General features: G+C 41.5%; 23 protein-coding genes. 9 read left to right on the top strand and 14 right to left on the bottom strand.

Annotation, left to right across the window (positions count from 1 at the left end; all coding sequences use genetic code 11):
* Positions 1 to 238: 238 nt before the first annotated feature.
* The 3 genes from hppD to uvrC form a co-directional block, all read right to left on the bottom strand.
* The gene (gene hppD / locus WAA86_RS00850) at positions 239 to 1,381 is read right to left on the bottom strand and encodes a 4-hydroxyphenylpyruvate dioxygenase (protein WP_337299072.1); all 1,143 of its coding nucleotides are present in this window, start codon (positions 1,379 to 1,381) and stop codon (positions 239 to 241) included.
* 184 nt (positions 1,382 to 1,565) lie between these two features.
* Positions 1,566 to 3,803 carry a patatin-like phospholipase family protein gene (locus WAA86_RS00855; protein WP_337299073.1) on the bottom strand — a complete coding sequence of 746 codons (2,238 nt, stop codon included), beginning with the start codon at positions 3,801 to 3,803 and terminating at the stop codon, positions 1,566 to 1,568.
* Positions 3,804 to 3,820: 17 nt separating this feature from the next.
* Positions 3,821 to 5,608, bottom strand: coding sequence for an excinuclease ABC subunit UvrC (uvrC, locus tag WAA86_RS00860; RefSeq protein WP_337299074.1), 1,788 nt, complete (start codon positions 5,606 to 5,608; stop codon positions 3,821 to 3,823).
* Positions 5,609 to 6,259: 651 nt separating this feature from the next.
* On the opposite strand from uvrC, the gene WAA86_RS00865 reads away from it, so the two are divergent.
* Positions 6,260 to 6,820: a 5-formyltetrahydrofolate cyclo-ligase gene (locus WAA86_RS00865; RefSeq protein WP_337299075.1), complete on the top strand. Its 561-nt coding sequence runs from the start codon at positions 6,260 to 6,262 to the stop codon at positions 6,818 to 6,820.
* On the opposite strand, the gene WAA86_RS00870 is transcribed toward WAA86_RS00865, so the two are convergent.
* From WAA86_RS00870 to WAA86_RS00890, 5 genes are all read right to left on the bottom strand, one after another.
* On the bottom strand, positions 6,817 to 7,440 hold the full coding sequence (locus WAA86_RS00870) for a lipoprotein signal peptidase (RefSeq protein ID WP_337299076.1): 624 nt from the start codon (positions 7,438 to 7,440) through the stop codon (positions 6,817 to 6,819). The two genes, WAA86_RS00865 and WAA86_RS00870, sit on opposite strands and share 4 nt — an antisense overlap.
* Positions 7,441 to 7,475: 35 nt before the next feature.
* Positions 7,476 to 8,096 (bottom strand): hypothetical protein, encoded by a 621-nt coding sequence (locus WAA86_RS00875; protein WP_337299077.1) that lies wholly within the window; start codon positions 8,094 to 8,096, stop codon positions 7,476 to 7,478.
* Positions 8,097 to 8,135: 39 nt separating this feature from the next.
* Entirely contained in the window at positions 8,136 to 8,519 is a 384-nt protein-coding gene (locus WAA86_RS00880) for a TraR/DksA family transcriptional regulator (protein ID WP_337299078.1), read from the bottom strand.
* A gap of 4 nt (positions 8,520 to 8,523) precedes the next feature.
* Complete coding sequence (gene ileS / locus WAA86_RS00885; RefSeq protein WP_337299079.1) at positions 8,524 to 11,925, bottom strand: isoleucine--tRNA ligase; 3,402 nt, start codon at positions 11,923 to 11,925, stop codon at positions 8,524 to 8,526.
* 129 nt (positions 11,926 to 12,054) lie between these two features.
* A complete protein-coding gene (locus WAA86_RS00890; RefSeq protein WP_337299080.1) occupies positions 12,055 to 13,002 on the bottom strand; it encodes a DUF4382 domain-containing protein in 948 nt (315 codons plus the stop codon).
* A gap of 204 nt (positions 13,003 to 13,206) precedes the next feature.
* Between WAA86_RS00890 and WAA86_RS00895 the strand changes: the two genes are divergently transcribed.
* Positions 13,207 to 13,506: a hypothetical protein gene (locus WAA86_RS00895; protein WP_337299081.1), complete on the top strand. Its 300-nt coding sequence runs from the start codon at positions 13,207 to 13,209 to the stop codon at positions 13,504 to 13,506.
* 46 nt (positions 13,507 to 13,552) lie between these two features.
* On the opposite strand, the gene WAA86_RS00900 is transcribed toward WAA86_RS00895, so the two are convergent.
* The 4 genes from WAA86_RS00900 to WAA86_RS00915 form a co-directional block, all read right to left on the bottom strand.
* The gene (locus tag WAA86_RS00900) at positions 13,553 to 15,967 is read right to left on the bottom strand and encodes a TonB-dependent receptor plug domain-containing protein (RefSeq protein ID WP_337299082.1); all 2,415 of its coding nucleotides are present in this window, start codon (positions 15,965 to 15,967) and stop codon (positions 13,553 to 13,555) included.
* 1 nt (position 15,968) lies between these two features.
* Positions 15,969 to 16,688 (bottom strand): DNA repair protein RecO, encoded by a 720-nt coding sequence (recO, locus tag WAA86_RS00905; RefSeq protein WP_337299083.1) that lies wholly within the window; start codon positions 16,686 to 16,688, stop codon positions 15,969 to 15,971.
* A 111-nt stretch (positions 16,689 to 16,799) separates the two neighbouring features.
* Positions 16,800 to 18,143: an NADP-specific glutamate dehydrogenase gene (gene gdhA / locus WAA86_RS00910; protein WP_337299084.1), complete on the bottom strand. Its 1,344-nt coding sequence runs from the start codon at positions 18,141 to 18,143 to the stop codon at positions 16,800 to 16,802.
* Positions 18,144 to 18,246: 103 nt separating this feature from the next.
* Positions 18,247 to 19,401 (bottom strand): cystathionine gamma-synthase, encoded by a 1,155-nt coding sequence (locus WAA86_RS00915; protein ID WP_337299085.1) that lies wholly within the window; start codon positions 19,399 to 19,401, stop codon positions 18,247 to 18,249.
* 87 nt (positions 19,402 to 19,488) lie between these two features.
* On the opposite strand from WAA86_RS00915, the gene WAA86_RS00920 reads away from it, so the two are divergent.
* Positions 19,489 to 20,244 (top strand): DUF3298 and DUF4163 domain-containing protein, encoded by a 756-nt coding sequence (locus WAA86_RS00920; RefSeq protein WP_337299086.1) that lies wholly within the window; start codon positions 19,489 to 19,491, stop codon positions 20,242 to 20,244.
* On the opposite strand, the gene WAA86_RS00925 is transcribed toward WAA86_RS00920, so the two are convergent.
* A complete protein-coding gene (locus WAA86_RS00925; protein WP_337299087.1) occupies positions 20,245 to 20,706 on the bottom strand; it encodes a DinB family protein in 462 nt (153 codons plus the stop codon).
* 86 nt (positions 20,707 to 20,792) lie between these two features.
* Between WAA86_RS00925 and WAA86_RS00930 the strand changes: the two genes are divergently transcribed.
* Positions 20,793 to 21,149, top strand: a complete 357-nt coding sequence (locus WAA86_RS00930; RefSeq protein WP_337299088.1) for an arsenate reductase family protein — start codon at positions 20,793 to 20,795, stop codon at positions 21,147 to 21,149.
* Positions 21,146 to 22,039: a DMT family transporter gene (locus WAA86_RS00935; protein ID WP_337299089.1), complete on the top strand. Its 894-nt coding sequence runs from the start codon at positions 21,146 to 21,148 to the stop codon at positions 22,037 to 22,039. Before WAA86_RS00930 ends, WAA86_RS00935 begins: the two co-directional genes overlap by 4 nt.
* Here WAA86_RS00935 and WAA86_RS00940 read toward each other — a convergent pair.
* Positions 22,023 to 22,499, bottom strand: a complete 477-nt coding sequence (locus WAA86_RS00940; protein ID WP_337299090.1) for an acyl-CoA thioesterase — start codon at positions 22,497 to 22,499, stop codon at positions 22,023 to 22,025. The two genes, WAA86_RS00935 and WAA86_RS00940, sit on opposite strands and share 17 nt — an antisense overlap.
* 120 nt (positions 22,500 to 22,619) lie before the next feature.
* Here WAA86_RS00940 and WAA86_RS00945 point away from each other — a divergent pair, with 120 nt between their 5' ends.
* The 4 genes from WAA86_RS00945 to WAA86_RS00960 all read left to right on the top strand — a co-directional run bounded on the left by WAA86_RS00945 (position 22,620) and on the right by WAA86_RS00960 (position 25,656).
* Positions 22,620 to 23,594, top strand: coding sequence for an NAD(P)H-dependent flavin oxidoreductase (locus WAA86_RS00945; RefSeq protein ID WP_337299091.1), 975 nt, complete (start codon positions 22,620 to 22,622; stop codon positions 23,592 to 23,594).
* Positions 23,595 to 23,625: 31 nt separating this feature from the next.
* The gene (locus WAA86_RS00950) at positions 23,626 to 24,591 is read left to right on the top strand and encodes a YheT family hydrolase (RefSeq protein ID WP_337299092.1); all 966 of its coding nucleotides are present in this window, start codon (positions 23,626 to 23,628) and stop codon (positions 24,589 to 24,591) included.
* A gap of 42 nt (positions 24,592 to 24,633) precedes the next feature.
* Positions 24,634 to 25,113, top strand: a complete 480-nt coding sequence (locus tag WAA86_RS00955) for a c-type cytochrome (RefSeq protein ID WP_337299093.1) — start codon at positions 24,634 to 24,636, stop codon at positions 25,111 to 25,113.
* A gap of 90 nt (positions 25,114 to 25,203) precedes the next feature.
* A complete protein-coding gene (locus WAA86_RS00960) occupies positions 25,204 to 25,656 on the top strand; it encodes a tRNA (cytidine(34)-2'-O)-methyltransferase (RefSeq protein WP_337299094.1) in 453 nt (150 codons plus the stop codon).
* Positions 25,657 to 25,658 lie beyond the last annotated feature (2 nt).

A 25,658-nucleotide genomic window follows, 5' to 3' on the forward strand; every position in this document is an offset into this window, starting at 1 on the left:
CTTTTGAACACAAAAAAAAGCCCAGTGTTAAAACTGGGCTTTTCCTAAATAACCAACCAAACTTTAAATTATGAAAAACCAATACTTAAAGTTGTAAGGGAACCACCCCTTACTGAGGACAAAGTTATCACATAACTCTTGTATGCTAATCCGTTTTAACGGACTTTAACTCTACCTTTAACAGTTGTTTATGTATTTTAAAATAATTTTAGGAAATCATTAAGAAAAATGGGATTTCCTAAAGGGTTCCCCTTGATTCTTGCTCCCTTTCTATGGCCTCAAACAGGGCCTTGAAATTTCCTTTTCCAAACGATTTTGCTCCTTTTCGCTGGATGATCTCAATGAACATGGTTGGACGGTCCAAGATGGGCTTGGTGAAAATTTGAAGGAGATATCCCTCATCATCCCTATCGATCAAGATCCCCAGCTCCGATAAAGGCGCCAAATCTTCATCTATTTCACCCACACGGTCCAACACATCCTCATAATACGATGCGGGAACAGTCAAAAATTCTACTCCCCTATTTTGCAGGGCAGTTACCGTTTCAATAATATTATCGGTTGCCAGAGCCATATGCTGCACCCCTGCTCCGTTATAGAACTCTATATATTCCTCTATCTGTGATTTTTTCTTTCCTTCTGCCGGTTCGTTGATCGGAAATTTAATTCTGCCGTTTCCATTGCTCATCACCTTGCTCATCAGGGCGGTGTATTCCGTAGAGATGTCCTTATCATCAAAGGAGACCAACTGCGCAAACCCCATGACCTTTTCATAGAACTGGCACCATTTGTTCATTTCGTTCCAACCCACATTTCCCACCATATGGTCAATATATTTCAACCCTACGTCTTTGGGCTGGTATACTGGGTTCCAAGCTCTGAATCCAGGCATAAAAACTCCTTTATAATCGCTTCTTTCCACAAAGAGATGGACAGTTTCCCCGTAGGTATGGATCCCGGATACTACAACCTTGCCTTTGTCATCTTCCATTGTTTTGGGCTGCATATAACTCTCAGCACCTCTTTTGGTAGTTTCTTGATAACTTTTGGCTGCATCATCTACCCAAAGTGCAATGGCTTTAACCCCATCGCCATGGGCATCTATGTGCCTATTGATATCCCCTCCAGATTTTAAAGGGGAGGTCAAGACCAATCTAATCTTATCCTGTTGCAACACATAGGAAACCCTGTCCTTCAACCCTGTTTCCAGACCGGCATAAGCCAAAGGCTGGAAACCCCAGGCAGACATATAATAATGTGCCGCTTGTTTGGCATTGCCCACATATAGTTCTACATAATCTGTACCCAGTAGCGGTAAAAAATCTTCCGCTGCAGGATTTTCTATTGGTAATTGAAATGAAGTCTTATCTAATTGTGCCATAATAAGTATTGAATATTTTTAATTAAAATGTTTTGATAATAATAGGGTAACCAAAGCGAAAGATTCCGCAGTTACCACATGGCCCGGAGATGGGCAGTTATATCAATTCTGTATTGAAGCATTTATTTTACTTTCTGAATTACAAATATCGTAAAAAACAACGACTTTTTTTGATAATTCCGCTTTAAAACCAATAACCGATACTAAAAAATATGTTGGCTGTTCGCACTTCAGGAGACCAAGAATACATCACTTGGACCGGGCCTATAAAAGATTCCCAACCGTACCCCAGGGCATAGCCCGAATAATCAGGCCTCTTGAACCATTGGCCGGTTCTAAAAATATCATCGTCCACCCTTGAAAAATCAGCAGCTACCAGCACATGGTTCTTGGGGAGAAACTCATAATCGATCCGCCCATGGGCCTTTACAAAACTGTTTCCTACCAAACTTAGAAAGTCATATCCCAAGAACGGAATAAAATTATTGATAAGATTGGTCCCATAGCCGCCAAGGACAAAATCAAAGGACGTCACCTCTGACTTCCCTAATTTGAAACCGCCCTCCGTCTCCAGATTAAGGGAAACTTTTTTTACGATAGGAAAGGCAGCACCCATTCTGGCCTTTGCGATGGAAAACTCTTTGAAATTATTATTGAAATCCGTTGAATATAGGTACACATGAAAATCTCCATCAAAAAACAGCCCTCTGGTGGGGAAATATCTGTCATCATAGGTATCCAATGTGAGCTGTCCATAGGTACTGAAGTAGTTGCTCTTGTCAAAAATAATCCTATTGGAAGAGGTTTCATTCATTAAAGGCTCCCCGATGGTTTTGGTACTATATTTTATGAATTTATGCTCAATCCCCAGACTCAGGGCGAATTCTTCCGCCCAGACCGTTTGCACATAGGCTTGGTTGGTCAAGTCTGCCACATCCAGATTGATGGTGTTCACGTTGCTGATATCCGATGTATTGAAATTGGACGCAATAACACTTGTCCCTATTTCGTGATCAAAATCGTTATATCTGGAATTTATACCAAAACTCCAATAAAACCCTTTGTCCAAATAGTATTGAAAATTATAACGGAGCTTATCCCCCAAAATAAAATCAAATGAAAAAACATCGTCATCCAAAAAAAGGTTCTTTTGGGTGAGGTTGATCAAGGCCCCGCTCTTGTACAGATCATTGTAGTGGAGCCCCATCCTCAGGAAGGTCTTGTTAGGGTTTTCACGAAGGTTCATGATCAAATCCACAGCTTCGGGTCCATCTGGGACCAATTCATACCTAATGGATTGGAAATTGCCTGTTGCAGCGAGGTTGTTGATCCCCTGTTGTAATTTCTCAAAGGACATTTCATCCTCAAGGTTAAGTCGCAGCTTTCCTTTGATATACCCTCTTGAATAGTCGTTGTTCCCTTTTAAAATAAGCCCGTTAATGGTCAATGAATCCTTGATCACTACCCTCTTTTTGGTGGTCTCCGGTCTGTTTTGCCTAATGGCAAGCTCCTTTAATTCGGCATATTTTTGATTGGCGGCGATTTCACCGCTACGGACAATACTTTTTCCCAAATCAAAGGCGATCACAGAATATTTTTCAATGTTCGGCTGTATATAAATATCTGTTTCTTTGGACTTTTTAACCATATCCTTAACGGTCCTGTAATTATTGATCTGCAACAAAACTTCCGTTGCCGACAACAATGACTCCCTATTGGCCAGTCCGTGCTGAACGTCAACACCAATAAGAACATTGGCCCCCATCTCTTTGACTTCTTTGATGGGATAATTGTTTACTACACCTCCATCAATCAAAATGGCCCCGCCAATTTCGGAAGGCTCAAAAAGGGACGGGAAGGTTCCACTGGCTAAAATGGCTTCGGGCAAATACCCTTGCTTCAGCAATACCTCCTCCCCGGTCTCCACATTGGTGGCCACACACATAAACGGAATGGGCAACTTATCAAACTCCCTAATATCCTTGACATGGTATAAAAGCCTTACGAGCTCATTGTATATTTTTTGCCCCCCAGAGAGCGCCTGTGGAAACGAAATTTTGAAATCATTGAACGGAAGGGTGAGGGCGTATCTTTCGGAATCCTCTTTTTCATAGAATGTTTTGGCACTACGTGGCAAATTGTCCTGGATCAGATTGGTGAAATTGGTATTCTGAAATATAGAATCCAGTTCCGAAGCAGAGTATCCCGCAGCGTACAATGCTCCAATGATGGCCCCCATACTGGTACCTCCAATATAATCAATTTTTACGCCAGACTCCTCTATCACCTTTAGTGCTCCAATATGGGCCAGCCCCTTGGCACCGCCCCCACTGAGCACCAAACCTACCTTAACCTCATTTTCTTGGGAAACAACTGTTCCAAAGCAAAGTAGCATTAGGCAAAGTAGTATTGTATTTTTCATGTGAACAAGTTAAGTCTTTAATGAAATTTTTCATAAATTTTCTTTGCCCTGGACAGTCCTACCGTTTTGGCCAGATCTTCCACTGACGCCTCTTTGATGCGTTTGACCGACTTAAAGGTTTTTAGTAATTCCTGTGCTGTTTTCTCCCCAATACCATCAATGCCCTCCAATTCTGAATTGATGGCCCCTTTACTTCTCTTGTTCCTGTGAAAAGTAATTCCAAATCGATGGGCTTCATTGCGCAATTGTTGGATAATTTTTAAGGACTCGGATTTTTTATCCAAGTATAAGGGTATGGAGTCTCCGGGAAAATAGATCTCCTCCAAACGCTTCGCTATACCGATAATGGCAATTTTTCCCCTGAGTCCCAAAAGATCCAAACTTTTCAGGGCAGATGACAACTGACCCTTTCCTCCATCAATCACAATGAGCTGAGGTAAAGGTTCGTCCTCATTCAAAAGTCGCTTGTACCTTCTAAACACAACTTCCTCCATAGAGGCAAAATCATCTGGACCCTCCACGGTTTTGATATTATAGTGTCGGTAATCTTTCTTTGAGGGTTTGCCATCCTTAAAAACTACACATGCCGCCACCGGATTGGTTCCCTGAATATTGGAGTTATCAAAACACTCAATATGTCTGGGCTCTTCTGACAACCTTAGGTCCTTTTGCATCTGGGCCATTATCCTATTGGCATGCCTATTGGGGTCTATTATTTTTTCCTGTTTGAAACGCTCCTGTCTAAAGAATTTTGCATTGCGCTCCGATAGCTCCAATATTTTCTTTTTATCCCCCATTTTTGGAACGGTTATCTTTATACCAGGTTCCGAAGTCACCTCAAAGGGAACATACAGCTCTCTGGAAAGGGAATTGAAACGTTGCCTAATTTCAACAATGGCCAAGGATAAAAGATCGTTGTCCTCCTCGTCCAATTTCTTTTTAATTTCCAGGGTATGGGACCTTATGATAGATCCGTGTGAAATCTGTAGAAAATTCACATAGGCGTACAGCTCATCGGAGACAATGGAAAAAACATCCACATTGTTGATATTGGGATTTACAATGGTGGTCTTTACCTCATAATTCTCCAATACTTCAATCTTGTCCTTGATCTGCTGCGCCTCCTCAAACCTCATTTCAGCCGCATAGGCCTTCATCTGGTTTTTGAAGTATTGTAGGGAGGACTTAAAATTACCTTTGATAATTTCCCGTATGTCCTGAATTTCCTGATGGTACTCCTCTTGTGTTTGGTACCCCTCACAAGGCCCTTTACAGTTCCCGAGATGATACTCCAAGCAAACTTTATATTTCCCGGCCTCTATTTTTTCCTTGGACAGGTCATAGTTACAGGTCCGCAATGGATAAACACTTTTTATAAGTTCCAACAAAGTCTTCACCGTTTTCATACTTGTATAGGGACCAAAATATTCCGACCCGTCTTTAATATGTCTTCGTGTAGGAAAGATCCTTGGGAACCTTTCATTCTTTATACAGATCCACGGATAGGTCTTGTCGTCTTTGAGCAATACATTATAGCGGGGCTGATATTTCTTAATAAGATTGTTCTCCAACAAAAGGGCGTCAGACTCTGTAGGGACCACAATATGTTTTATGTCCCTTATTTTTTTAACCAGTACCCTGGTTTTGCCCACCTCATGATTTTTTGAAAAATAGGAAGATACCCGCTTCTTCAAATCCTTGGCCTTTCCCACGTAAAGGATTTTGTCATTACTATCGTAGAACTGATAGACCCCAGGACTGGAAGGCAGTGTTGAAAGTTGCACTTTAATTGGTATCTCCGACATGGGCTTTCGGCTTGTTTTGAATTATGCTCCCTACAAAGATAATCTACTCCCTAGGAATATAAATAAATCGAGATTTTTATCTTCTCACCTAATATAACATTACAACAATCTGTAATTACGAAAGAAAAATAATCGATCAATTAAAAAGAAATCTTCTGAAATACGCATGCTTTAATTTGTGCATTTCACAATTTCACGGATCATTTATTGCAGAATTGTGCGCTTATTAACATTTATGGCCATTTTTTTATAGCATAAAAACTACATTCTATAAAAAAATTAAAATAATTATTGTTATTTTGGTTTAAGCAGTTCTATCTTATTGAATTATAAATTCATGTCAACTATTTGATTTACAGTGTATTGTAAAATATTTTTATAGATTTTAATTAAAAAGCCTTTAAACAACTGTTAATAGAATTATAAAAAAGATGCATTTCATCGGAAAAAAGTGCATTTCATGGAGATTATTAGAAATATTTAGTTATTTTTAGCGTGAACAAAATGTACAACGCATGGAAAACTACATTATCACCCTTGGAACTTATCTTATACTAATGCTTTTCTTCAAAATATATTTTGCTGTTGCCAGTAAAGAATAGGTCCGTTATATTTTAACTATTTTGCGCATTCTTAAATCAATGACAGAACATGTTGAAAAAGGAATTGCGGTCAAAATATCTTTCCCTTAGAAATTCAATTACACTTGATCAACTTGAAGATCAAAGTTTACTATTAGCCAATACCCTTTTAGACATACCCATCTGGAATTTTTCTTTTTACCATTTATTTCTTCCCATAGCCAAAAAAAAGGAAATAGACACCAGTTACATACTTTCTATCTTACAGGGAAAAGATAAGAATGTGGTCATCCCGAAAATGGTTGACAATCAAAGATTGACACATTTTCTTCTCACGGACAATACGGTAATAAAACCCAATTCATGGGGCGTACCAGAGCCATTGGATGGATTGGAAGTACCACCCAACAAAATTGATGTAGTCTTTATCCCATTACTGGCCTTTGACGAAAAAGGCAATAGGGTGGGCTACGGAAAAGGGTTTTACGATATTTTTTTAAAAGAATGTAGACCCAATGTCGTAAAAATAGGTCTTTCCCTATTTGAAGCAGAAAAAAACATTGATGACATTACGCCTGAGGATGTATCCTTGGATTACTGCATCACCCCCAATAAGATATATACCTTTTAAGCCTCTTCAGGTTTACCAAAAGCCTTTTTATTGAACACAATCAAGATACCAACTCCGGTACTGATGGTAGTATCTGCGAAGTTGAACACCGGTTCAAAAAATCGAAAATTATTTCCTCCTATAACCGGAATCCAGGAGGGCCATGTAGTATCGATCATCGGAAAATAAAGCATATCCACTACCTTCCCGTGAAAAATTGTCCCATAAGGATCCTTGGAGAACAACGTGGCCACCTGGTTAAAGCTATCATCGAAGATGACCCCGTAAAAAACAGAATCAATAATGTTGCCTAGGGCACCTGCGAATATAAGGGAAACCGCCACGATCAAAGTCGTAGAAGCCTTTTTTTGAATCGTGTCATACAACCAGTAACCTATTCCACAAATAGCAAAAAGCCTGAACACCGTAAGGATCAACTTGCCCAGTTCATCGGAGATAGGGAAAATATCACTCAATTTGGTGCCCCATGCGGCCCCTTCATTTTCTATGAACAATATTTTGAACCAGTTAAAAACGGTAACGGATTCACCCAAAACAAAATGTGTCTTGATATATATTTTACTTAGTTGGTCCACCAATAAAATCACTGCTACAAGCAGCATAGACTTCTTTAAATTCATTCTTTGGTTTCTAGGTTTTGTCAAAAATAGACATATTATTCGGTTTTCCTAAGCACGATATTGCCTGTCACCGTCTGAAGTTTAAAATTATGATTCCCGGGCGGAATGGAATCCCCGCTCACCTCGCCATACGCGCTGCTTGCCGAAACCCTAGCCTTGGCGCTAGAGACTAAAATATCACCACTTTGGGTCCTTACCGTACTGTTTTGCCCAACGTCGTCCAGCTCACACCTCCCATCGTTTAAGACGACCTCCAAATGTTGATACCGTCCACCCGCAATAACATTACAGCTGGAACCAAAAACCTTGACATTGCCATATTGGGGCACTTTAATGCGCAAGGCGATGGAAACCACTTTATGAGCACTGAGCTTGTCATTTGGAACAATAAAATTGGGCTGAAAGCCCGCACTGACAAAAATGGTTGCGCCTTCTTGTGAAACATTGACCATTAGGTTGGGATTGTATTCCCCATCCATAGCAGCGTTCACAATAAGGTCTGAGGAATTGGTGGTTTCCAATTTCACCTCAAAACAATTTTCGGCATCTATCTGGACAAAGGAACCTTTAGGATTGACAATGGTCTTTTTTACCGTTTTTTGAGCCTGTAGGAAACAGATTGAAAACAGTAAGATCAGCAGCAGATTTTTTTTCATAAGGCCTCATAAAAAAACGCCCGTTAAGGCGTTTTTAATTTAACTCTGCATGTTTTTTGCCTCTATGCTCAATGTGGCATGGGGAACCAATTTTAATCGGTCCTTATTGATAAGCTTGCCCGTAACCCTACATATACCATAGGTCTTATTTTCAATACGCTGTAAAGCATTTTTAAGATCCCTAATGAATTTCTCCTGACGGATCGCCAATTGCGTATTTGCCTCCTTGCTCATGGTCTCGGAGCCCTCCTCGAATGCCTTAAAAGTTGGTGAGGTATCATCAGTACCATTATTACCATCATTCATATATGAACTTTTAAGCAATTCCAAATGGCTCTTTGCTTTTTCCATTTTTTCTTCGATCAATACTCTAAACTCTTCCAGGTCCTTATCTGAGTATCTTATTTTTAAATCTTCTGCCATAGTTTTAATGTTTTTGGATAAACAATTTTGTATTCACTTGATCAAAGGCGATGTCGGTCCCACTTTCCAATTTTTCTTCAAAAATTAACTCTGCGGTCAAGGTTTCGGTTTTTATATAATCTATATTACTCGCCACGGCCAATTCTACACATCCGTCCTTCAATAATTTCACATCTATTTTATCGGTCACCTCATACCCCGAATCTTTTCTCAAATTTTGGATTCGGTTTACAAGCTCCCTTGCTATTCCTTCCTTCCTAAGGGTTTCGTTGATGGTAACATCTAGGGCTACCGTTAATGAACCCGAGCTGGCTACCAACCAACCTTCAATGTCTTGGGAAGAAATCTCTACATCTTGTAACTGTAAAATAAGGTTTTTATTTTCAATTTCAAGTGATATTTCGCCTTCCTGCTCAATTTTTTGGATATCTTCCTGTCCCATTTTGGCTACAGCGGCTGCAATTGCCTTCATATCCTTGCCAAATTTTGGACCCAAAGTTTTAAAATTGGGCTTAATCTGTTTCACCAAAACACCCGATGCATCATCCAAAAGTTCAATTTCCTTTACGTTCACCTCCGATTTGATCAGATCTGCAACTGCCTCGATCTCGGTTCGCTGGCGATTGTCCAATACGGGTATCATAATTTTCTGTAAGGGCTGCCGCACCTTTATTTTTTCCTTTTGGCGGATGGACAGTACCAAGGACGAAATGGTCTGGGCCTTTGCCATCTTACTTTCCAATTCAGGATTCACCATGGTTTGGTCAAATGTAGGAAAATTCGCCAAATGAACACTTTCAAAAAGTTCTCTCTGCGTTCTCGCGGTTAAATCTTTGTACAGTCGGTCCATAAAGAATGGGGCCACTGGTGCCGATAATTTGGCAATGGTCTCCAAACAGGTATATAAAGTTTGGTAGGCCGATATTTTATCGCGCTGGTAATCGCCCTTCCAAAAACGTCTTCTGCTCAATCTGACGTACCAGTTACTCAAGTTCTCCTGAACATATTCAGAAATGGCCCTCGTGGCACGGGTGGGCTCATAATCGGCATAGGCCTCATCCACCTTTTTGATCAGGGAGTGCAATTCCGACAAAATCCATTGATCTATTTCTGGACGTTCCTTCAAAGGTATATCTGCCTCTTCATATTTAAACCCATCTATATTGGTATAAAGTGCAAAAAAGGAATAGGTGTTGTACAAGGTGCCAAAAAACTTACGTTTCACCTCAGCGATACCATCAATATCAAATTTAAGGTTGTCCCAAGGATTGGCATTGGAGATCATATACCAACGGGTGGCATCTGCTCCATGCTCTTCCATGGTTTCAAATGGATCCACCGCATTACCCAAACGCTTGGACATCTTTTTGCCTTCCTTATCCAGCACAAGACCGTTGGAGACCACATTCTTATAAGCCACGGAATCAAAGACCATGGTAGCTATTGCATGGAGGGTATAGAACCACCCCCGGGTCTGGTCTACCCCTTCTGCAATAAAATCTGCAGGGAATGCCTTTCCTTGGTCGATCAGGTCCTTGTTCTCAAAAGGATAGTGCCATTGTGCATAGGGCATAGATCCACTATCGAACCAAACATCGATCAGATCACTCTCGCGCCTCATCGGTTTGCCCGAAGCAGAAACCAGGGTTATCTGATCAACAATATTCTTGTGAAGGTCAATTTTGTCATAATTCTCTTCGGACATATCGCCAGTAACAAAGTCGGCAAATATATCCTTCTCCAATACTCCTGCCACAACGGCCTTGGCCATTTCCGACTTCAGTTCCGCAACGGAACCGATGATAATCTCTTCCTTCCCATCCTCAGTTCTCCAAATCGGCAGGGGTATTCCCCAGTATCTGGAACGGGACAGGTTCCAATCATTGGCATTGGCCAACCAGTTTCCGAACCTACCTTCTCCAGTCGCCTTTGGCTTCCAGTTGATCGTTTGGTTCAAACTGAACATCTTGTCTTTTATATCGGTTACCTTGATAAACCAGGAATCCAACGGATAGTACAATATGGGTTTATCCGTACGCCAGCAGTTGGGGTAACTGTGTACATATTTCTCCACCTTAAAGGCCTTGTTCTCCTCCTTCAATTTTATGGCAAGCTCCACATCCACAGATTTGTCTGGGGCCTCGCCATCCTTATAATATTCGTTTTTCACATATTTACCGGCAAACTCCCCCATTTCTGAGCGAAATTTCCCTTGTAAATCAACCAATGGTACTGGATTTCCATTCTCATCCAACACCAGCATAGGCGGTACTTCTGGCTCTGCCTGCTTGGCCACCAAGGCATCGTCTGCTCCAAAGGTGGGTGCTGTATGAACTATCCCGGTACCATCTTCGGTGGTTACAAAATCGCCTGTAATCACCCTAAAGGCATGCTCCGGATTTTGGTATGGCAAAGCGTATGGCAATAACTGCTCATATCGTATGCCCACCAAATCTTTTCCTAAATAGGTGTCCTGTACCAAAAATGGAATTTTCTTGTCCTCTTGTTTGTAATTCGCCCAATCCTCCAAAGTCTCCACCTCTTCGAATTTTCCCGTAAACTGTTTGCCAACCAACGATTTTGCCAATACTACGCTCGTAGGCTCATAGGTATATTGGTTGTAGGTCTTTACCACAACATATTCTATTTTGGGTCCCACGGTCAAAGCCGTATTGGATGGCAATGTCCAAGGTGTTGTTGTCCATGCCAAGAAAAACAACTCGCCCTCTATGCCTTTCATGGCCGTAGGAAGTGAATCTGATTTCACCTTGAATTGAGCGGTTACTGTTGTATCTGTCACATCTTGATAGGTCCCTGGCTGGTTCAGCTCATGGGAGCTTAATCCCGTTCCGGCCTTGGGCGAATAGGGCTGAATAGTATAGCCCTTGTAGATGAGATCTTTGTCATAAATTTGCTTGAGCAGCCACCATACGGACTCCATATACTTGGATTTGTAGGTGATATATGGATCTTCCATATCAACCCAATACCCAACTTTTTCAGTCATGCTGTTCCATACATCCGTATAGCGCATCACCGCTTTTTTACATGCAGCATTATAGTCCTCTACAGAAATTTTGGTGCCTATATCCTCCTTGGTAATACCCAATTCTTTTTCAACACCCAATTCAATGGGCAGACCATGGGTATCCCATCCTGCTTTTCGCTTCACCTGAAATCCTTTCATGGTCTTATACCTGGGAAAAATATCCTTTATGGTTCTTGCCATAACATGGTGGATCCCGGGCATACCATTTGCAGAAGGGGGTCCTTCATAAAAAACGTAGTTATCCTTACCCTCCCTACTTGTTACACTTTTCTCAAAAATCTGATGCTCCTTCCAGTAGTGTAATATCTCCTCGGCAACTTTTGGTAAATCTAAACCTTTGTATTCTGCAAACTTCATAATAACAGCTTCTATTGCATTATTTTAAGTTTGCAAAACTAGTGATTTTTCACTAGAAAACTTTCCGTTGAAAAACAAAAAAAGCCCCTTGAACAAGGGGCTTTTGAATAAGATGAAATTATTACTTTACTATTTTCTTCCCGTAATGGTCACATTTGCATCTATTTGGATGGAAGAAGAAACACTGATGGCCCCTAAATTCAATCCTGTAGAGGACTCCGCATTCAACATGGAGTTGAAAAAGAATTCTTTGTTGTCTTCTGTGTAAGAGGCGAAAACCAATTCATATTCACCTTCTTTCAAGAAGCTCAAGTTATAAGAACCACTAAGTCCGCTAACTTCTGAACTTGTTACGGCATTGGCAAAAGTAACGTTGCTTGCCCCACTGCCTTTTGTTTCTGCATCGGCATTGAATTTACCTTTTTCATATGCATAAACAATGATCTTATCGGAGGTGTTGTTGGCATCGTTTGCCGTACCAGAAATCCTACCGGACAAGTCCTCGTTCACAACTCTGATTCCAGCTGAAAGCTCGCTCATGGTCACGAAATCAAAATCGGTAGAAAGTGTACCTTGTTCCTCCTTGATAGTCTTTCTTAGGTCAAAATCGATAACCACTTCGTTGGCAGATTTCGCCAAAACCTCAAACTTGTCTTGGATCTTGATCTTGTTTGATGTGGCCACCAAGGCATCTTTGGTTCCATCGGCCATGGCAACATAGCATCCCGGTGCATTACCGTTTACGTCCTTTTCAAAGTCCAGCTCGAACTCAATATTGGAATAAGAACCGGCCTTTAAATCCAAATTACCCAAGGTTTCTGTTTTACCGTTTACCAAAGCAGCCAGGTTGACCGTTGTGGCAGTAAAAGCTTCCAGTGCCTTTCCATCAACCTTGACATTGGTGATGGTTACCACTACAGCCTCCACGTTGGCATTGTCTATGGGGGCATCTGTAATTTTAAAAGTTGTGTCATAGGATTCCGCGTCCATTCCTGTATCATCGTTGTTATCACTACACGAAACGAAAGCGAAGACTGACATTAAGATAATTCCTGCATTTTTTAAATAATTCTTCATAAGATTTGAAATTTGTTCGTTTGGTTATATAACAAGCAAACCCTCTTTTACCCTAACCGAAAAATGTTAAATTCATATTAAAGAAGTTGATATTTTTTATATCCTCCTAAAGACCAGTTCGTTAAAAAATTAAAATTATCATCACAAACTTCATTATTAAAAATTGATTACATTCATTATGATATAAATCCAAAAATGAACATAATGAAAAAAATTGTTTTGAGTGCCGTACTCGCCGTTGCTATAGGAACAATCTTGGTTTCCTGCAGGGAAACAACCGATAAAGCTGAAAAAGCTTCGGAACGGGCAGAGGAAAAACTGGAAAAAGCAGGGGACGCCATGGAAGAGTCAGGGGAAGATGCTGCTGATAAGATGGGAGAAATAGGTGACGACATGAAGAAAGCCGGAAAAGATGCCGTAGATGCGGCAAAAGAGGCCGGTAGAGACATAAAGAAAGCTACAGATAAAGCTATTGAAGAAACCAAACAGGCCATCAAAGATTGATGCCGATATCCTTTACATCCTAAACCCGGCTACATCCAGGTTCTACTTAAAAACGATACCCAACTCCAAGGATTAGGTTGATACCCGCTGCAGCTATTCCAGAGGAGTAGGGGCGGTAGCGCTGATTGGTGATGTTCTCCAAACTGGCCGTAAGTTTTAAACTATGGTTCCATTGGTACTGTGAACGGAAATTAAGGGTATACCAAGAAGGGGAATACGGGTCCCCATTGGCATCTAACTCGTAAATATAGTCCTTACTGATTTCCGACGCGGCCAAATTATCATTGGATATCTCTCCGTTATAGGCAAGGAACAGGTCGGCCTTGAAACTTTGGTTTTTCCAAAGTATGTGCACATCCCCAAAAGTGGGGGCCACATGCCTTCCGGGAGAATCTGTACCATCCTCTTCTTCTTCGATACCTTCTGTGATGGTAAGGTTTGACTGCAGGGAAAGATTTTCTGTAAAAAATGCCTCCAATCCGAACTCGAACCCATAAACATAAGCTTTGGCGGCATTCTGTATAGCCTGTACCCTACTGGTCTCACCATTGTACTGAATTTCATCCTGCCCATTGAATTGATAGTCACGTCTTACCAAAGCATCTACAAGATAGGTATAGAAAGTGGCACCTTTAAAAACTACCTTATCTTTAAAATTTTTCTGGATGCCCAATTCCATATTATAGGCATACTCTGGCTGAAGATCTGGATTGGGTACCACTACCGCTCCCGGTTCCGAATCAAAAATCTTCCCTATATCATCAATATTTGGTGCCCTAAATCCTGTTGAACCATTCCAGGTGACCTGTAGGTCTGGCTTGGGCAACCAACTAAAACCCAGACTTCCCGTTAAGGCCCCAGTACTCAGGTTTGCCTCTTGGAAAGGAAAATCGTAATAAGTACTATCAAAATCGGCATTGATCCACACATGGCTGTATCGCATACCCGTTAGCATGGTCATATTCGGTTTTATCTTATATTCAACATTGAGATATCCAGCCAAGGTTTGCCACGTGGACCCGTCCGGATATCGTGCCGCAGAACCCGAAATCTCCTCGGTCTGAATATTTTTCTGGCTACCGTAGGAATTAATTTTGTTGAAAACATATTCCCCACCATAATACAAGCGGAAATCTCCCATGCGTTTGTTTTCAAAATCAATATTGGAAGAAAGGGCATCTACCTTTTCGGCAGTGGAATACAATATAGCATCTTGGAAACCCCTGTCATTTCTACTTTCCTCAAAATGCTGGTATGCATTGGTGATCTTTAACCCATCATAAAACTTCCCTTTCCCCTTTTGTTCTGCCTGTACATTCGCGAGAAACCATTTTTGAGGGCCGTAATACCATTCGGCAGACCGCAATCCATCGCCGGCCCTGGTAGGTCTTATCAATCTGTCGTATCTGGAATAATCCGAGGTTTCCGAGTAAAAAAGTCCCATATTCAAATCCCACAGATTACTGGGCCTATAAGTTACTTTTTGCATGACGTTGATCTGATCATAACCAGACGGAATTTGCTTCCTTGGATTGGGGTTGGGGACCAATTGGTCCCCATCTACAGCGGGTATAACATAGTTCTTTCTCAAATAGGAATCAGGTCCATATTTTCCCATTTTCAAATCCCCAAAATCCGAATAGGACAGACTGGTCAGAAAACCCCATTGCTTTTTCCCGTAATTCAAATCTGCATGCCATGTATTTTCACTGTTCGCCGTGGAATACCTGTAATCCATATTCCCGGAGACCCTGATGCTGTCCCCTATGGCCAAATGAGGGGTCTGGGTATAAAAATTCATGACACCGCCAATGGCATCACTCCCATAAATAACAGATCCGGGCCCAAAGATGACTTCTGTGTTCTTTATGGCAAAAGGATCGATAGAAATGATATTTTGGATATTGCCCCCCCGAAAAATGGCATTGTTCATACGGATACCGTCCACGGTAATCAGCAACCTATTGGTAGCAAAGCCCCTTATCATAGGGCTACCCCCTCCCAACTGACTTTTTTGAACAAAGACCTTTCCGCTGTTTTGCAAAAGATCAGCAGATGTTTGGGGAGAGGTAAACGCTATATTTCTGGCGTCTATGGATGCTATTTTCTGTGGGATATCCTTCCGTTGTTGTTCCCATTTAGAAATGGACATGACCACCTCATCCAACTGCTCGGCATTCATGGTCAGGAATACCTTGTTGTTCCCCCTTTTGGTCAAAAGGGACTTGGAGGCCTTTTTAATCTGATATCCAATATGCTTAAAAATAATCCTCTCGTTGGGGCTAAAAATATCCAAGTTGGCCTTTCCATAGATATCCGAAATTACTGTTTTACTCTTGTCGAGGTTATAAATGGCCACATTGGGAATAGGCTCTTTGCTGTCCGTGTCCAAAATAAAAACATCTTGGGCCGAAACTATCTGGCAAATTAAGAAACAGACAACAAATATTAATTTATGCATACTAACTGAAAACTTCATTTAAGACCGCCAAGGACTTTGGTTTTCGAAATCCCTGTAAATGTAATTCAAAATATAGAATCAGTGATTTCAGCAATTCCTGCCGGTTCACCTTCTTCATTTTTACAGTATGTAACTCATCAAAATTTATGCCCAAAAACATCTTAAAGAATTTTAAATTTTCGCCGTACAGGATAGGGTCCAAGGATGTGCTATAGACAAACTCCCCAGCCAATAAATTAAAATAGGGGGCATCCGTACTGCCCATCTGTGGAAAAAAGCCGAAATACTTGGTCAATCGAAGTAAAAAGTACAGGTGAAAATTGGAGATCTCATCATGGGTATCCAACCATTGCAGGGACGCCTCAATAAATTGGTACAATTCCTGGTTTTCCTCTTCCTCAAAAATACTATTGGCCAACATTTCCGCCAAAAACAGGGTCATCGCATTTTTGGTGATATTGGTATGTAATGATTCGTAATGGTAATTTACGCGCACCTCACTAATACGCTCCATGGTTCCCTTGTTCTTATGATAGGCAACCACTTCCAATTGCATCAAGGGTTGAAAATAGGCCGATTTTATTTTTCCTTTTTTAGATGCCAGAACACCTTTCAACAGATAGGTTTTTAAGCCGCTCTGCTCCGTGAACGCCCTGACGATCAGACTAGTGTCCCCGTATTTGAGCCCTGAAAGAACTATTGCCTTGGTCGTAACTTGCATCTATAGTGATTAGGAACCCTAAAGATAATGGTTCAATCATAAAAAAGTAGGTCCAAAATAAAAAGGCTCCCCAAAATATGGGAAGCCTTTTATTTCTATATGTTGTTATCCTTAAATAACCCCTTGGGCCAGCATGGCATCTGCAACCTTAACAAAGCCAGCAATATTTGCCCCTTTTACATAGTTACAGTATCCATTCTCGTCTTTACCGTACTTAATACAAGAATCGTGGATATCTTCCATAATTCCTTTCAATCGATCATCAACTTCGGCTCTAGTCCAGCTGATCCTCAAAGAGTTCTGGGACATTTCCAGTCCAGAGGTAGCAACACCACCGGCGTTGGAAGCCTTTCCTGGTGCGAACAAAATTTTTGCCGTATGGAACTCATGGATGGCTTCTGGAGTAGAAGGCATGTTAGCTCCTTCCGCCACACAGATACATCCGTTCTTAACAAGCGTTTTGGCCTCCTCACCGTTCAACTCATTTTGAGTAGCACATGGTAGCGCTATGTCACAAGCGATCCCCCATGGTCTTTCTCCTTTATGGAAAGTAGCAGATTTGTACTTATCAACATATTCAGAGATTCTACCTCTCTTGTTATTTTTCAAATCCATAACAAAGGCAAGTTTCTCCTCATTGATACCATCTTTGTCGTGGATAAAGCCCTCAGAATCCGATAAGGTAAGAACCTTCGCACCCAATTGCAAAGCTTTTTCAGCTGCATACTGGGCTACGTTACCAGAACCAGAGATGACTACATTCTTTCCTGAAAAATCTTTCCCCTGGGTCTGCATCATACTTTGTGCAAAATATACGGTTCCATATCCAGTGGCTTCCGGACGTATCAGGGACCCACCCCATGAAAGACCTTTACCGGTAAGAACTCCAGTAAACTCATTCCTTATTTTCTTGTACATTCCGAACAAGAATCCTATTTCTCTTGCACCAACACCGATATCTCCAGCAGGTACATCCGTGTTAGGGCCTATATGCCTACAAAGTTCAGCCATGAAAGCATGGCAAAAGCGCATGATCTCATCATCAGATTTTCCTTTTGGATCAAAATCAGATCCACCTTTACCACCACCCATGGGCAATGTGGTCAAACTATTTTTAAAGACCTGCTCAAAAGCCAAGAACTTCAAGATACTGGCATTTACTGTCGGGTGAAAACGAAGTCCTCCTTTGTACGGGCCAATAGCAGAGTTCATTTGAATTCTATATCCTCTGTTAACGTGGATCTCCCCATCGTCATCAATCCAAGAAACCCTGAAGGAAATCAATCTTTCCGGCTCTACCATTCTCAATAGGATATTCTTCCCATTGTAGATATCGTGGTCTGCTATATAAGGTATTACGGTTTCAGCTACTTCATGAACCGCCTGTATGAATTCTGGTTCGTGTCCATTACGAGACCTTACCTCGTCCATAAACGCTTTAATCTTTGCTTCCATAAAAAAACTTGATAATGTTAATCTTGATGAATTGAAAATATACGGGCAAAATTATATTATTCCAACAATTTATACCCTATTTTTTTAAAAATTTGACAAAATACTATCCTATCGCCTGTTCCAAGTCGGCTATTAGATCATTTTCATCTTCTATACCAACACTTAAGCGTATCAGAGCATCCACTACCCCACTTTTTTCGCGTTCTTCTTTTGGGATACTCGCATGGGTCATACTTGCCGGGTGTCCGGCCAAGCTTTCCACCCCACCCAAAGATTCTGCCAAGGTGAAAAGTTTTAGTTTTTCCACAATGGCCACGGCATCCTCGTAATTTGCCCCTTTGGGCACAAAAGAAATCATCCCTCCAAAATCCTTCATCTGGCTTTTGGCTATATGGTGGTTGGGATGGTCCTCAAAGCCCGGCCAATAGACCTTGTCTATTTTTGGATGGCTCCTTAAATATTGGGCTATGGCCCTTCCGTTCTCACAGTGCCTCTGCATTCTAATATGAAGGGTCTTGATTCCTCGAAGCACCAAGAAACTGTCCATAGGTCCGCAAACCGCACCACTTGCATTCTGTATAAAATACAATTGGTCCGCCAATGCCTTATCCTTTACCACTAATGCCCCAACGACCACATCACTGTGCCCTCCCAAATATTTCGTAGCCGAGTGCATTACTATATCTGCCCCTAAATCCAATGGTTGTTGCAAATAAGGCGTGGCAAATGTATTGTCTACCGCCAATAGAACACTGTGCTTTTTTGCCAGATGGGCAACCGAAACGATATCTATGATATTCATCATTGGGTTTGTTGGGGTCTCTACCCAGATCAATTTGGTCTTCCCATTGATATAATCAGCAATTTTATCCGCATTCTGCATACCTACAAAATGAAAGGTAATGCCAAACTTTTCGAAGACCATTTTGAACAATCTATAGCTCCCTCCGTAAAGATCGTTGGTCGAAATGACCTCATCACCAGGGGACAGTAATTTTATTACAGCATCTATTGCCGCCAATCCACTTCCAAAGGCCAAACCGTAGTTACCGTTTTCTATACTCGCCAAGGAGTTTTCCAGAGCGGTCCTCGTTGGGTTCGCACTTCTGGAATATTCATATCCTTGGTGCCCGCCCGGCGTGGCCTGGGCATACGTTGAAGTTTGATATATTGGGGGCATTACCGCCCCATAGGCCTTATCAGGATGCTGTCCTCCGTGGATTGTTTTACTGTTGAATCTTAAGCCTTTTGCGCCCATATTAAAATTTTCTCTCACAAATGTATCGTTATCTTTTGATGAATGCAATGATGCATTACTTTTGTGATCTAACTCAATCCGAATCCTATGAGGAAGCTATTTCTTTTTTTAATTTTATGGTCATTGGCACTTATAAGCTGTGAAAAAGAAGAAAAATTAGCTTTTGCCCCCATCAATTACCTGAGCGATAGTTGTGCAAATTGTCCCAAAGTAAAAATAACCATTCCCAATGCATTGGAAGATTCTAAAATCTCCAAAACCATCAACAATTCACTAAAAGAGGAAATCATTTATTTGTTGACCTTTGAAGATGGGGTGGATGTTTCGAACATAGAAGATGCCATTGCTTCCTTTAAAAATGGATATGACTTACAGAAATCCAAATTCCCTGATGAAACAATAGGCTGGGAAGCCAAAGTAGAGGGAGAGGTCGCCTATGAGGACGAAAATTTGGTGACCATTCAACTAAAGTCCTATATTTTTACGGGAGGGGCCCATGGTTATGCCCCGACCCGCTTTCTCAACTTCGACAAAAAGAAAGGCTTGGAAATGGAAAACTTGGAATTGTTCAAGGATCAGGATGCTTTTCTGCGTTTTGCCGAAACCAAATTCAGGATTCAAGAGCAGGTGCCCATGGGTAAACCTATCAACAGCACGGGGTTTATGTTCGACAACAACATGTTTTACCTCTCCGAAAATATTGGTTTTACCAAAGATGGCCTTCAACTTTTTTACGACCAATATGAAGTTGCTTCCTATGCCGATGGCCCAATTGTAATAAACCTGCCCTTTGAAGAGATCAAGGAATATATGGCTTTTAAATTTATTAAAAAGGCAGATTGATTACTGCTGTACCGCCCTTTTTAATGCAAGGATAGCTCCCAGGTGGATACCTTCGTGAAACGTATTGAATGCGATGGAATCTTCCACTTTGTGCAACGTGACATTTACACTGGTAGTATAACTGTTGAATTCCTTGAACAGCCCATTATCGTAATCCTCTTTGAACCATTCCAATGTGGAAAACAAAAGTGCGGCAACCATCTTGACTTCTTCATCGGAAGCCTCACCCTTTGGAAAAGTTCCTTTTCTATAGGCTTCTACCATGTCATCATCGACCCGCATCTGAAGATTGCTCAATTTATAGACCAATAGCTGTTGGGTGACCACCACATGGGCAATGTTCCACCATATGTTGTTGTTAAAGCCTTGGGGGATTTCGAACAACTGCTCCCGCGGTGTTTCTGTAAGGAGTTTGTGCAATAGTTTTCTGTTCTGTAAGGTGATGTCAAGTAAGTATTCCAAAGTCTTGAATTTTCCATAAAAATAGTACAATCCATTTGATTTAGGTTTCTTTGTAGTGCATTTACCTATTAAAATTGTTTCTGGTCATGACAAAAAAAATATATCACCTGAGCACTTGTGATACCTGCAAGAGAATATTGAAAGAACTGCAGCCGCCGAACGACGTTACCCTACAGGATATCAAAACCGTATCCATAAGTCCAGCACAATTGGAGGGAATGAAAAATCTTTCGGGCAGTTACGAAAGTCTCTTCAGTAAAAGGGCCAGGATGTACAAGGAAAGGGGTCTGGCCGACAAAAATCTTACCGAGGAGGATTATAAATCCTTGATTTTGGAACATTATACCTTTTTAAAACGCCCCGTAATTCTTCTCGACAATCAAATTTTCATCGGCAACAGCATAAAAGAAATTGCGGCCGCAAAAGATGCTTTGAACCCTTGAGCAAAAGAACCCTTGCCATCTTGGCTGCCATTGGGGCTACCATAATATATGGCATTAACCATACCGTTGCCAAAGGGGTTATGCCTACCTATGTAAAACCCTTTGGATTTATATTTATTCGGGTCACCGGGGCCGCCATTCTTTTTTGGGGGATATCCTTTTTTGGTCCCAAAGAAACCATAGAGCGTAGGGACTGGCTGCGTGTATTGGTCTGCGCCGTCTTGGGCATGGTCATCAATATGTTGTCCTTTTTCAAGGGGCTAGACCTTTCAACCCCCATCAACAGCGCCGTTTTGATGACAATTACCCCGATTATCGTGGTAGTCCTTTCCGCATTGCTCATCAAGGAAAAAATTACCTTTCTAAAAGGTTCCGGAGTCTTCCTGGGCTTTATTGGGGCCTTGGCTCTCGTGCTCTTTGGAGCGGAAATTAGGCAAGATGCCCCCAATATTCCATTGGGGAATGCCCTCTTTATTTTAAATGCTACCAGTTATGGGACTTATTTGATCGTTGCTAAAAGCCTAATTGAAAAGTACCATCCCTTTACCCTGATGAAATGGCTTTTTACCTTGGCGGTTGTCATCAATCTGCCCATTACCATTGCCGAATTCACCGAGATTCAATGGGCTCAAATGCCACTTGAGGTTATCGGGGTCATCGCATTTGTGGTCATCGGCACCACTTTTCTTACCTATTTGTTCAACATTTATGCGCTCACACAACTAAAAGCATCCACTTTGGGAGCTTTTGTCTATATACAGCCATTGATAGGCATTCTATTTGCTTTGGTCACGGGCAAGGATTACCTCACCGCAATCAAAATTTTGGCCATAGGCCTGGTTTTGGCAGGGGTATATTTGGCCACCAAGAAGCCTAAACCAGGTCCATAGGTTTTTTGGCGTATTTGCGCGTATCTTCTTTGGTCAGGGTTCTGAAAATCGGAGACTTTTCCACTGCATTGAAATTTTTCAAAAATTCAGATCCCAACCCTGTCAAGGCACGGGTGTTCATATCAATCCAAGCCCCCATCATTTCACAATGGGCAAAATTTCTTCCCTTTCCATCGTAAAAATTATGGTGGAATTCGAAGAACATCCCATCCTCGCTCATCCCTACCAACTCTAGGGAAACCTTTACGGGCTTTCCGGCAAACACCTCTTTAAAGTAATACATATGCTCGTAAAAAACGACAGGACCAATGTGGTGATCCGCCATAGATTTTTGATTGAAGCCAAGTTCATTCAGAAATGCCATACGGGTGTGGCTCATATAATTGATATAGGCGGTATTTCCCAAATGTCTATTGGCATCAATATCGCTCCATCGGATTTCAAATTCTTTTAAATACATGTTTTTATGGAATATTTTTTTGTTATGCACGCATAATAATTGTAAAAATACCATAGTTTTGAAAAGGAGAGCTCCTCCAAGACTAAAAAATATCAATTATTACACCAAAATAGGAATCACATGAATTCAAAAGCTCCTTTCATCAAAGATTTGGCCCTCCCTGCAATTGCCGCCCCCATGTTTCTAATTTCCGGTCCTGAATTAGTCATAGAATGTTGTAAAAATGGCATTGTGGGTACCTTTCCTGCCCTAAACCAAAGAACGAGTGAAGGGTTTGAGAAGTGGGTTGTTCAAATAAAAACTGAATTGGAGAAATTTGAAAAGGAGACCGGTAAAAAACCTGCCCCTTTTGGTGTGAACCTTATTGTACACCAGACGAATCCGAGATTACAGGCAGATCTTATGCTGTGCATCAAACACAAAGTACCCGTGATCATTACTTCCCTAGGGGCAGTATCCCAGGTGGTGGATGCCATCCATGGTTACGGCGGACTGGTATTTCACGATATCATCAAGAAAAGACATGCCGAGAAGGCCGCAGAAGCTGGCGTTGACGGGCTTATCTTGGTAGCCGCAGGGGCAGGCGGACACGCAGGGACCATCAACCCAATGACCCTGGTAGCCGAAATCAAACGTTTCTTTGATAAGACCGTAATCTTATCGGGCTGCATCAGCACCGGTAGGGACATTGCGTCGGCCTTGCAAATGGGCGCAGATCTCGCCTATATGGGAACACGGTTCATCAACACTACCGAGAGCCTGGCGAATGATAACTACCGACAGATGATTGAGGATTCAACAGCAAGTGATGTAGTTTACACCGCCGCTATTTCTGGGGTGCATGCCAATTTCCTTGGAGATAGCCTTAAAGCTGCCGGGATAACCCAAGAGGATCTAAAAAAGGACACAAAGATAGATTTTGGCAAGGAGCTCGATACAGAGGCAAAAGCCTGGAAAACAATTTGGTCCGCGGGCCAAGGAGTAGCCACCATAGATGATACGGTATCGGTAGGAACACTTGTAAACCGATTGAAAACTGAATTTAGATCGGCCATAGAAGAACAAGCAAAACTGTTGGAAATTTATCCAAAATAACGTATAATCTATTTATCCATAAGATAGATCCATGCCCATTGTCACTTCCAAATACAAGCCTTCCATCCTATTTCAAAGTGGAGACCTGGCCACCATTTATGCCGGAGTGCTTCGGAAAATAGATGGGATAGTTCAGCAACGAGAGCGGATTTCCCTTCCTGATGGAGATTTTTTGGATTTGGATTGGAGCTTTGCTTCCAAGAAAACCAACAAGGTGGTTATATTGTTGCATGGCTTGGAAGGAAACGCCCAAAGACCTTATATTACTGGGAGCGCCAAAGTTATGAACGACAATGGCTTTGACGTTTGCGCCGTTAACTACAGGGGCTGCAGTGGGGAGGCCAATCGACTTTTCCGATCCTATCATTCTGGGGCCACGGAAGATCTGGAAGCGGTTATCGACCACCTGATTTCCAAACAAATATACCGTTCAATTATTTTAAAGGGTTTCAGCCTAGGTGGCAACCTAGCGCTCCGTTATTTGGGAGAGAAAGGCCGGGATCTGCCCAATGAACTTAAGGCCGCAATTGCGGTTTCTGTTCCCTGCGACCTCTATAGTTCCCTAAAGGAATTATTGAAACCTAGGAATTTTCTGTATGCCAAGCGATTTAAAAAACACCTGATTGAAAAGTTGGTACAGAAACAGACTTTGTTTCCAAAAGAGATCACTAATGAAGATATCAGCAAAATCAAAACTCTCAAAGATTTTGACGATATCTACACCAGTAGGGCCCATGGGTTCAAGGATGCGTTGGACTATTATAAAAAATGTAGTTGTTTACCACTGTTGGAGAACATAAATATCCCCACATTAATGATCAATGCCCAGAACGACTCCTTTTTAGGGCCGGAATGCTATCCTACACCAGAAGCCCAAAAAAACACAGCTCTTTTCCTTGAAATACCAAAATTTGGGGGCCATGTAGGTTTCTACGCCCCAGATAATTTGACCTACACAGAAAAAAGAAGTACAATTTTCCTGGAAGACGTACTTTAATTGTCCTATTTATTATCTTAGTGGTTTAAATAACATTCTCAAATGAAAAAGGTACTCACAATTTTAGCCCTCGGCGCCCTAATCGTTGGATGCGGGGAGAAGAAAGAAGAAAAAAAAGATGGTTTTGAAATGAACCGTACGAAAAAAGAAGCGAAAACAGCCGATGATGATGCAGGAGTTCCGGTTGATTTGAGCAACAAAGGAGTTGGCCCCATAAAATCCATGACTTTTGATGCCACTATAGATGCCGATCTGGCAGCACAAGGGGAAGCAAAATACAATGCTATCTGTACCGCTTGCCATATGGCTGAACAACGTATGATAGGCCCTGCCCTTAAAGGGGTGTACGACAGGAGAAGCCCTGAATGGGTCATGAACATGATCCTTAACCCTGATGGCATGCTCAAGGAAGATCCTATTGCCAAAGCCTTATTAAAAGAATACAATAACGCCCAAATGTTGAACCAAAATCTTACGGAGCAGGAAGCAAGAGCGGTAGCAGAGTATTTACGAACGCTGTAATTTCATTTAGAGTATATTTTTGGTGCGCTTATCTTAATCATGTTTTGGGATAAGCGCACTTTTATTTTTATAGATAAGAAATAGTTAATTATGGGGCTGAACATTGTACTTCTAGAACCAGAAATACCCAACAATACAGGCAATATAGGAAGGTTGAGCCTCGCATCAGGATCCCATCTACATTTGATCAAGCCCTTTGGATTTGAATTGGACGACAAACGGGTAAAGAGGGCCGGATTGGACTATTGGCAATATCTCACCCTGACCATCTATGAGAACAAAGAGGAATTTTTTAAGATGAACCAGCATAAAAAAATGGTTTTTTTGTCCAGTCACGGCACCAAAGACCATTGGGACATTGATTTTGAAGACGATATGTTCCTTGTCTTTGGAAAAGAATCTTCCGGCCTATCCAAAGATATTTTGGAAGCCAATGCAGACCGTTTGTTTAAGATCCCCATATACAATCAGCGCATAAGAAGCCTAAACTTGGCCAATGCGGTAGGGATCGTAGTCTATGAAGGGTTACGGAAACTCAGATGATC

The organism is Sediminicola sp. 1XM1-17, from assembly GCF_037203765.1.
Taxonomy (GTDB): Bacteria; Bacteroidota; Bacteroidia; order Flavobacteriales; family Flavobacteriaceae; genus Sediminicola.

Excerpts from the sequence above, each read along its gene's own strand:
- WAA86_RS00960 (WP_337299094.1), top strand. The coding sequence starts at position 25,204 with ATGGGGCTGAACATTGTACTTCTAGAACCAGAAATACCCAACAATACA.
- WAA86_RS00930 (WP_337299088.1), top strand. The coding sequence starts at position 20,793 with ATGACAAAAAAAATATATCACCTGAGCACTTGTGATACCTGCAAGAGA.
- gdhA (WP_337299084.1), bottom strand. The coding sequence starts at position 18,143 with ATGGAAGCAAAGATTAAAGCGTTTATGGACGAGGTAAGGTCTCGTAAT.
- ileS (WP_337299079.1), bottom strand. The coding sequence starts at position 11,925 with ATGAAGTTTGCAGAATACAAAGGTTTAGATTTACCAAAAGTTGCCGAG.
- WAA86_RS00950 (WP_337299092.1), top strand. The coding sequence starts at position 23,626 with ATGCCCATTGTCACTTCCAAATACAAGCCTTCCATCCTATTTCAAAGT.
- WAA86_RS00945 (WP_337299091.1), top strand. The coding sequence starts at position 22,620 with ATGAATTCAAAAGCTCCTTTCATCAAAGATTTGGCCCTCCCTGCAATT.
- WAA86_RS00875 (WP_337299077.1), bottom strand. The coding sequence starts at position 8,096 with ATGAAAAAAAATCTGCTGCTGATCTTACTGTTTTCAATCTGTTTCCTA.
- uvrC (WP_337299074.1), bottom strand. The coding sequence starts at position 5,608 with ATGTCGGAGATACCAATTAAAGTGCAACTTTCAACACTGCCTTCCAGT.
- hppD (WP_337299072.1), bottom strand. The coding sequence starts at position 1,381 with ATGGCACAATTAGATAAGACTTCATTTCAATTACCAATAGAAAATCCT.
- WAA86_RS00900 (WP_337299082.1), bottom strand. The coding sequence starts at position 15,967 with ATGCATAAATTAATATTTGTTGTCTGTTTCTTAATTTGCCAGATAGTT.
- WAA86_RS00915 (WP_337299085.1), bottom strand. The coding sequence starts at position 19,401 with ATGGGCGCAAAAGGCTTAAGATTCAACAGTAAAACAATCCACGGAGGA.
- WAA86_RS00855 (WP_337299073.1), bottom strand. The coding sequence starts at position 3,803 with ATGAAAAATACAATACTACTTTGCCTAATGCTACTTTGCTTTGGAACA.
- WAA86_RS00890 (WP_337299080.1), bottom strand. The coding sequence starts at position 13,002 with ATGAAGAATTATTTAAAAAATGCAGGAATTATCTTAATGTCAGTCTTC.
- WAA86_RS00940 (WP_337299090.1), bottom strand. The coding sequence starts at position 22,499 with ATGTATTTAAAAGAATTTGAAATCCGATGGAGCGATATTGATGCCAAT.
- WAA86_RS00920 (WP_337299086.1), top strand. The coding sequence starts at position 19,489 with ATGAGGAAGCTATTTCTTTTTTTAATTTTATGGTCATTGGCACTTATA.
- recO (WP_337299083.1), bottom strand. The coding sequence starts at position 16,688 with ATGCAAGTTACGACCAAGGCAATAGTTCTTTCAGGGCTCAAATACGGG.
- WAA86_RS00865 (WP_337299075.1), top strand. The coding sequence starts at position 6,260 with ATGTTGAAAAAGGAATTGCGGTCAAAATATCTTTCCCTTAGAAATTCA.
- WAA86_RS00895 (WP_337299081.1), top strand. The coding sequence starts at position 13,207 with ATGAAAAAAATTGTTTTGAGTGCCGTACTCGCCGTTGCTATAGGAACA.
- WAA86_RS00955 (WP_337299093.1), top strand. The coding sequence starts at position 24,634 with ATGAAAAAGGTACTCACAATTTTAGCCCTCGGCGCCCTAATCGTTGGA.
- WAA86_RS00870 (WP_337299076.1), bottom strand. The coding sequence starts at position 7,440 with ATGAATTTAAAGAAGTCTATGCTGCTTGTAGCAGTGATTTTATTGGTG.
- WAA86_RS00880 (WP_337299078.1), bottom strand. The coding sequence starts at position 8,519 with ATGGCAGAAGATTTAAAAATAAGATACTCAGATAAGGACCTGGAAGAG.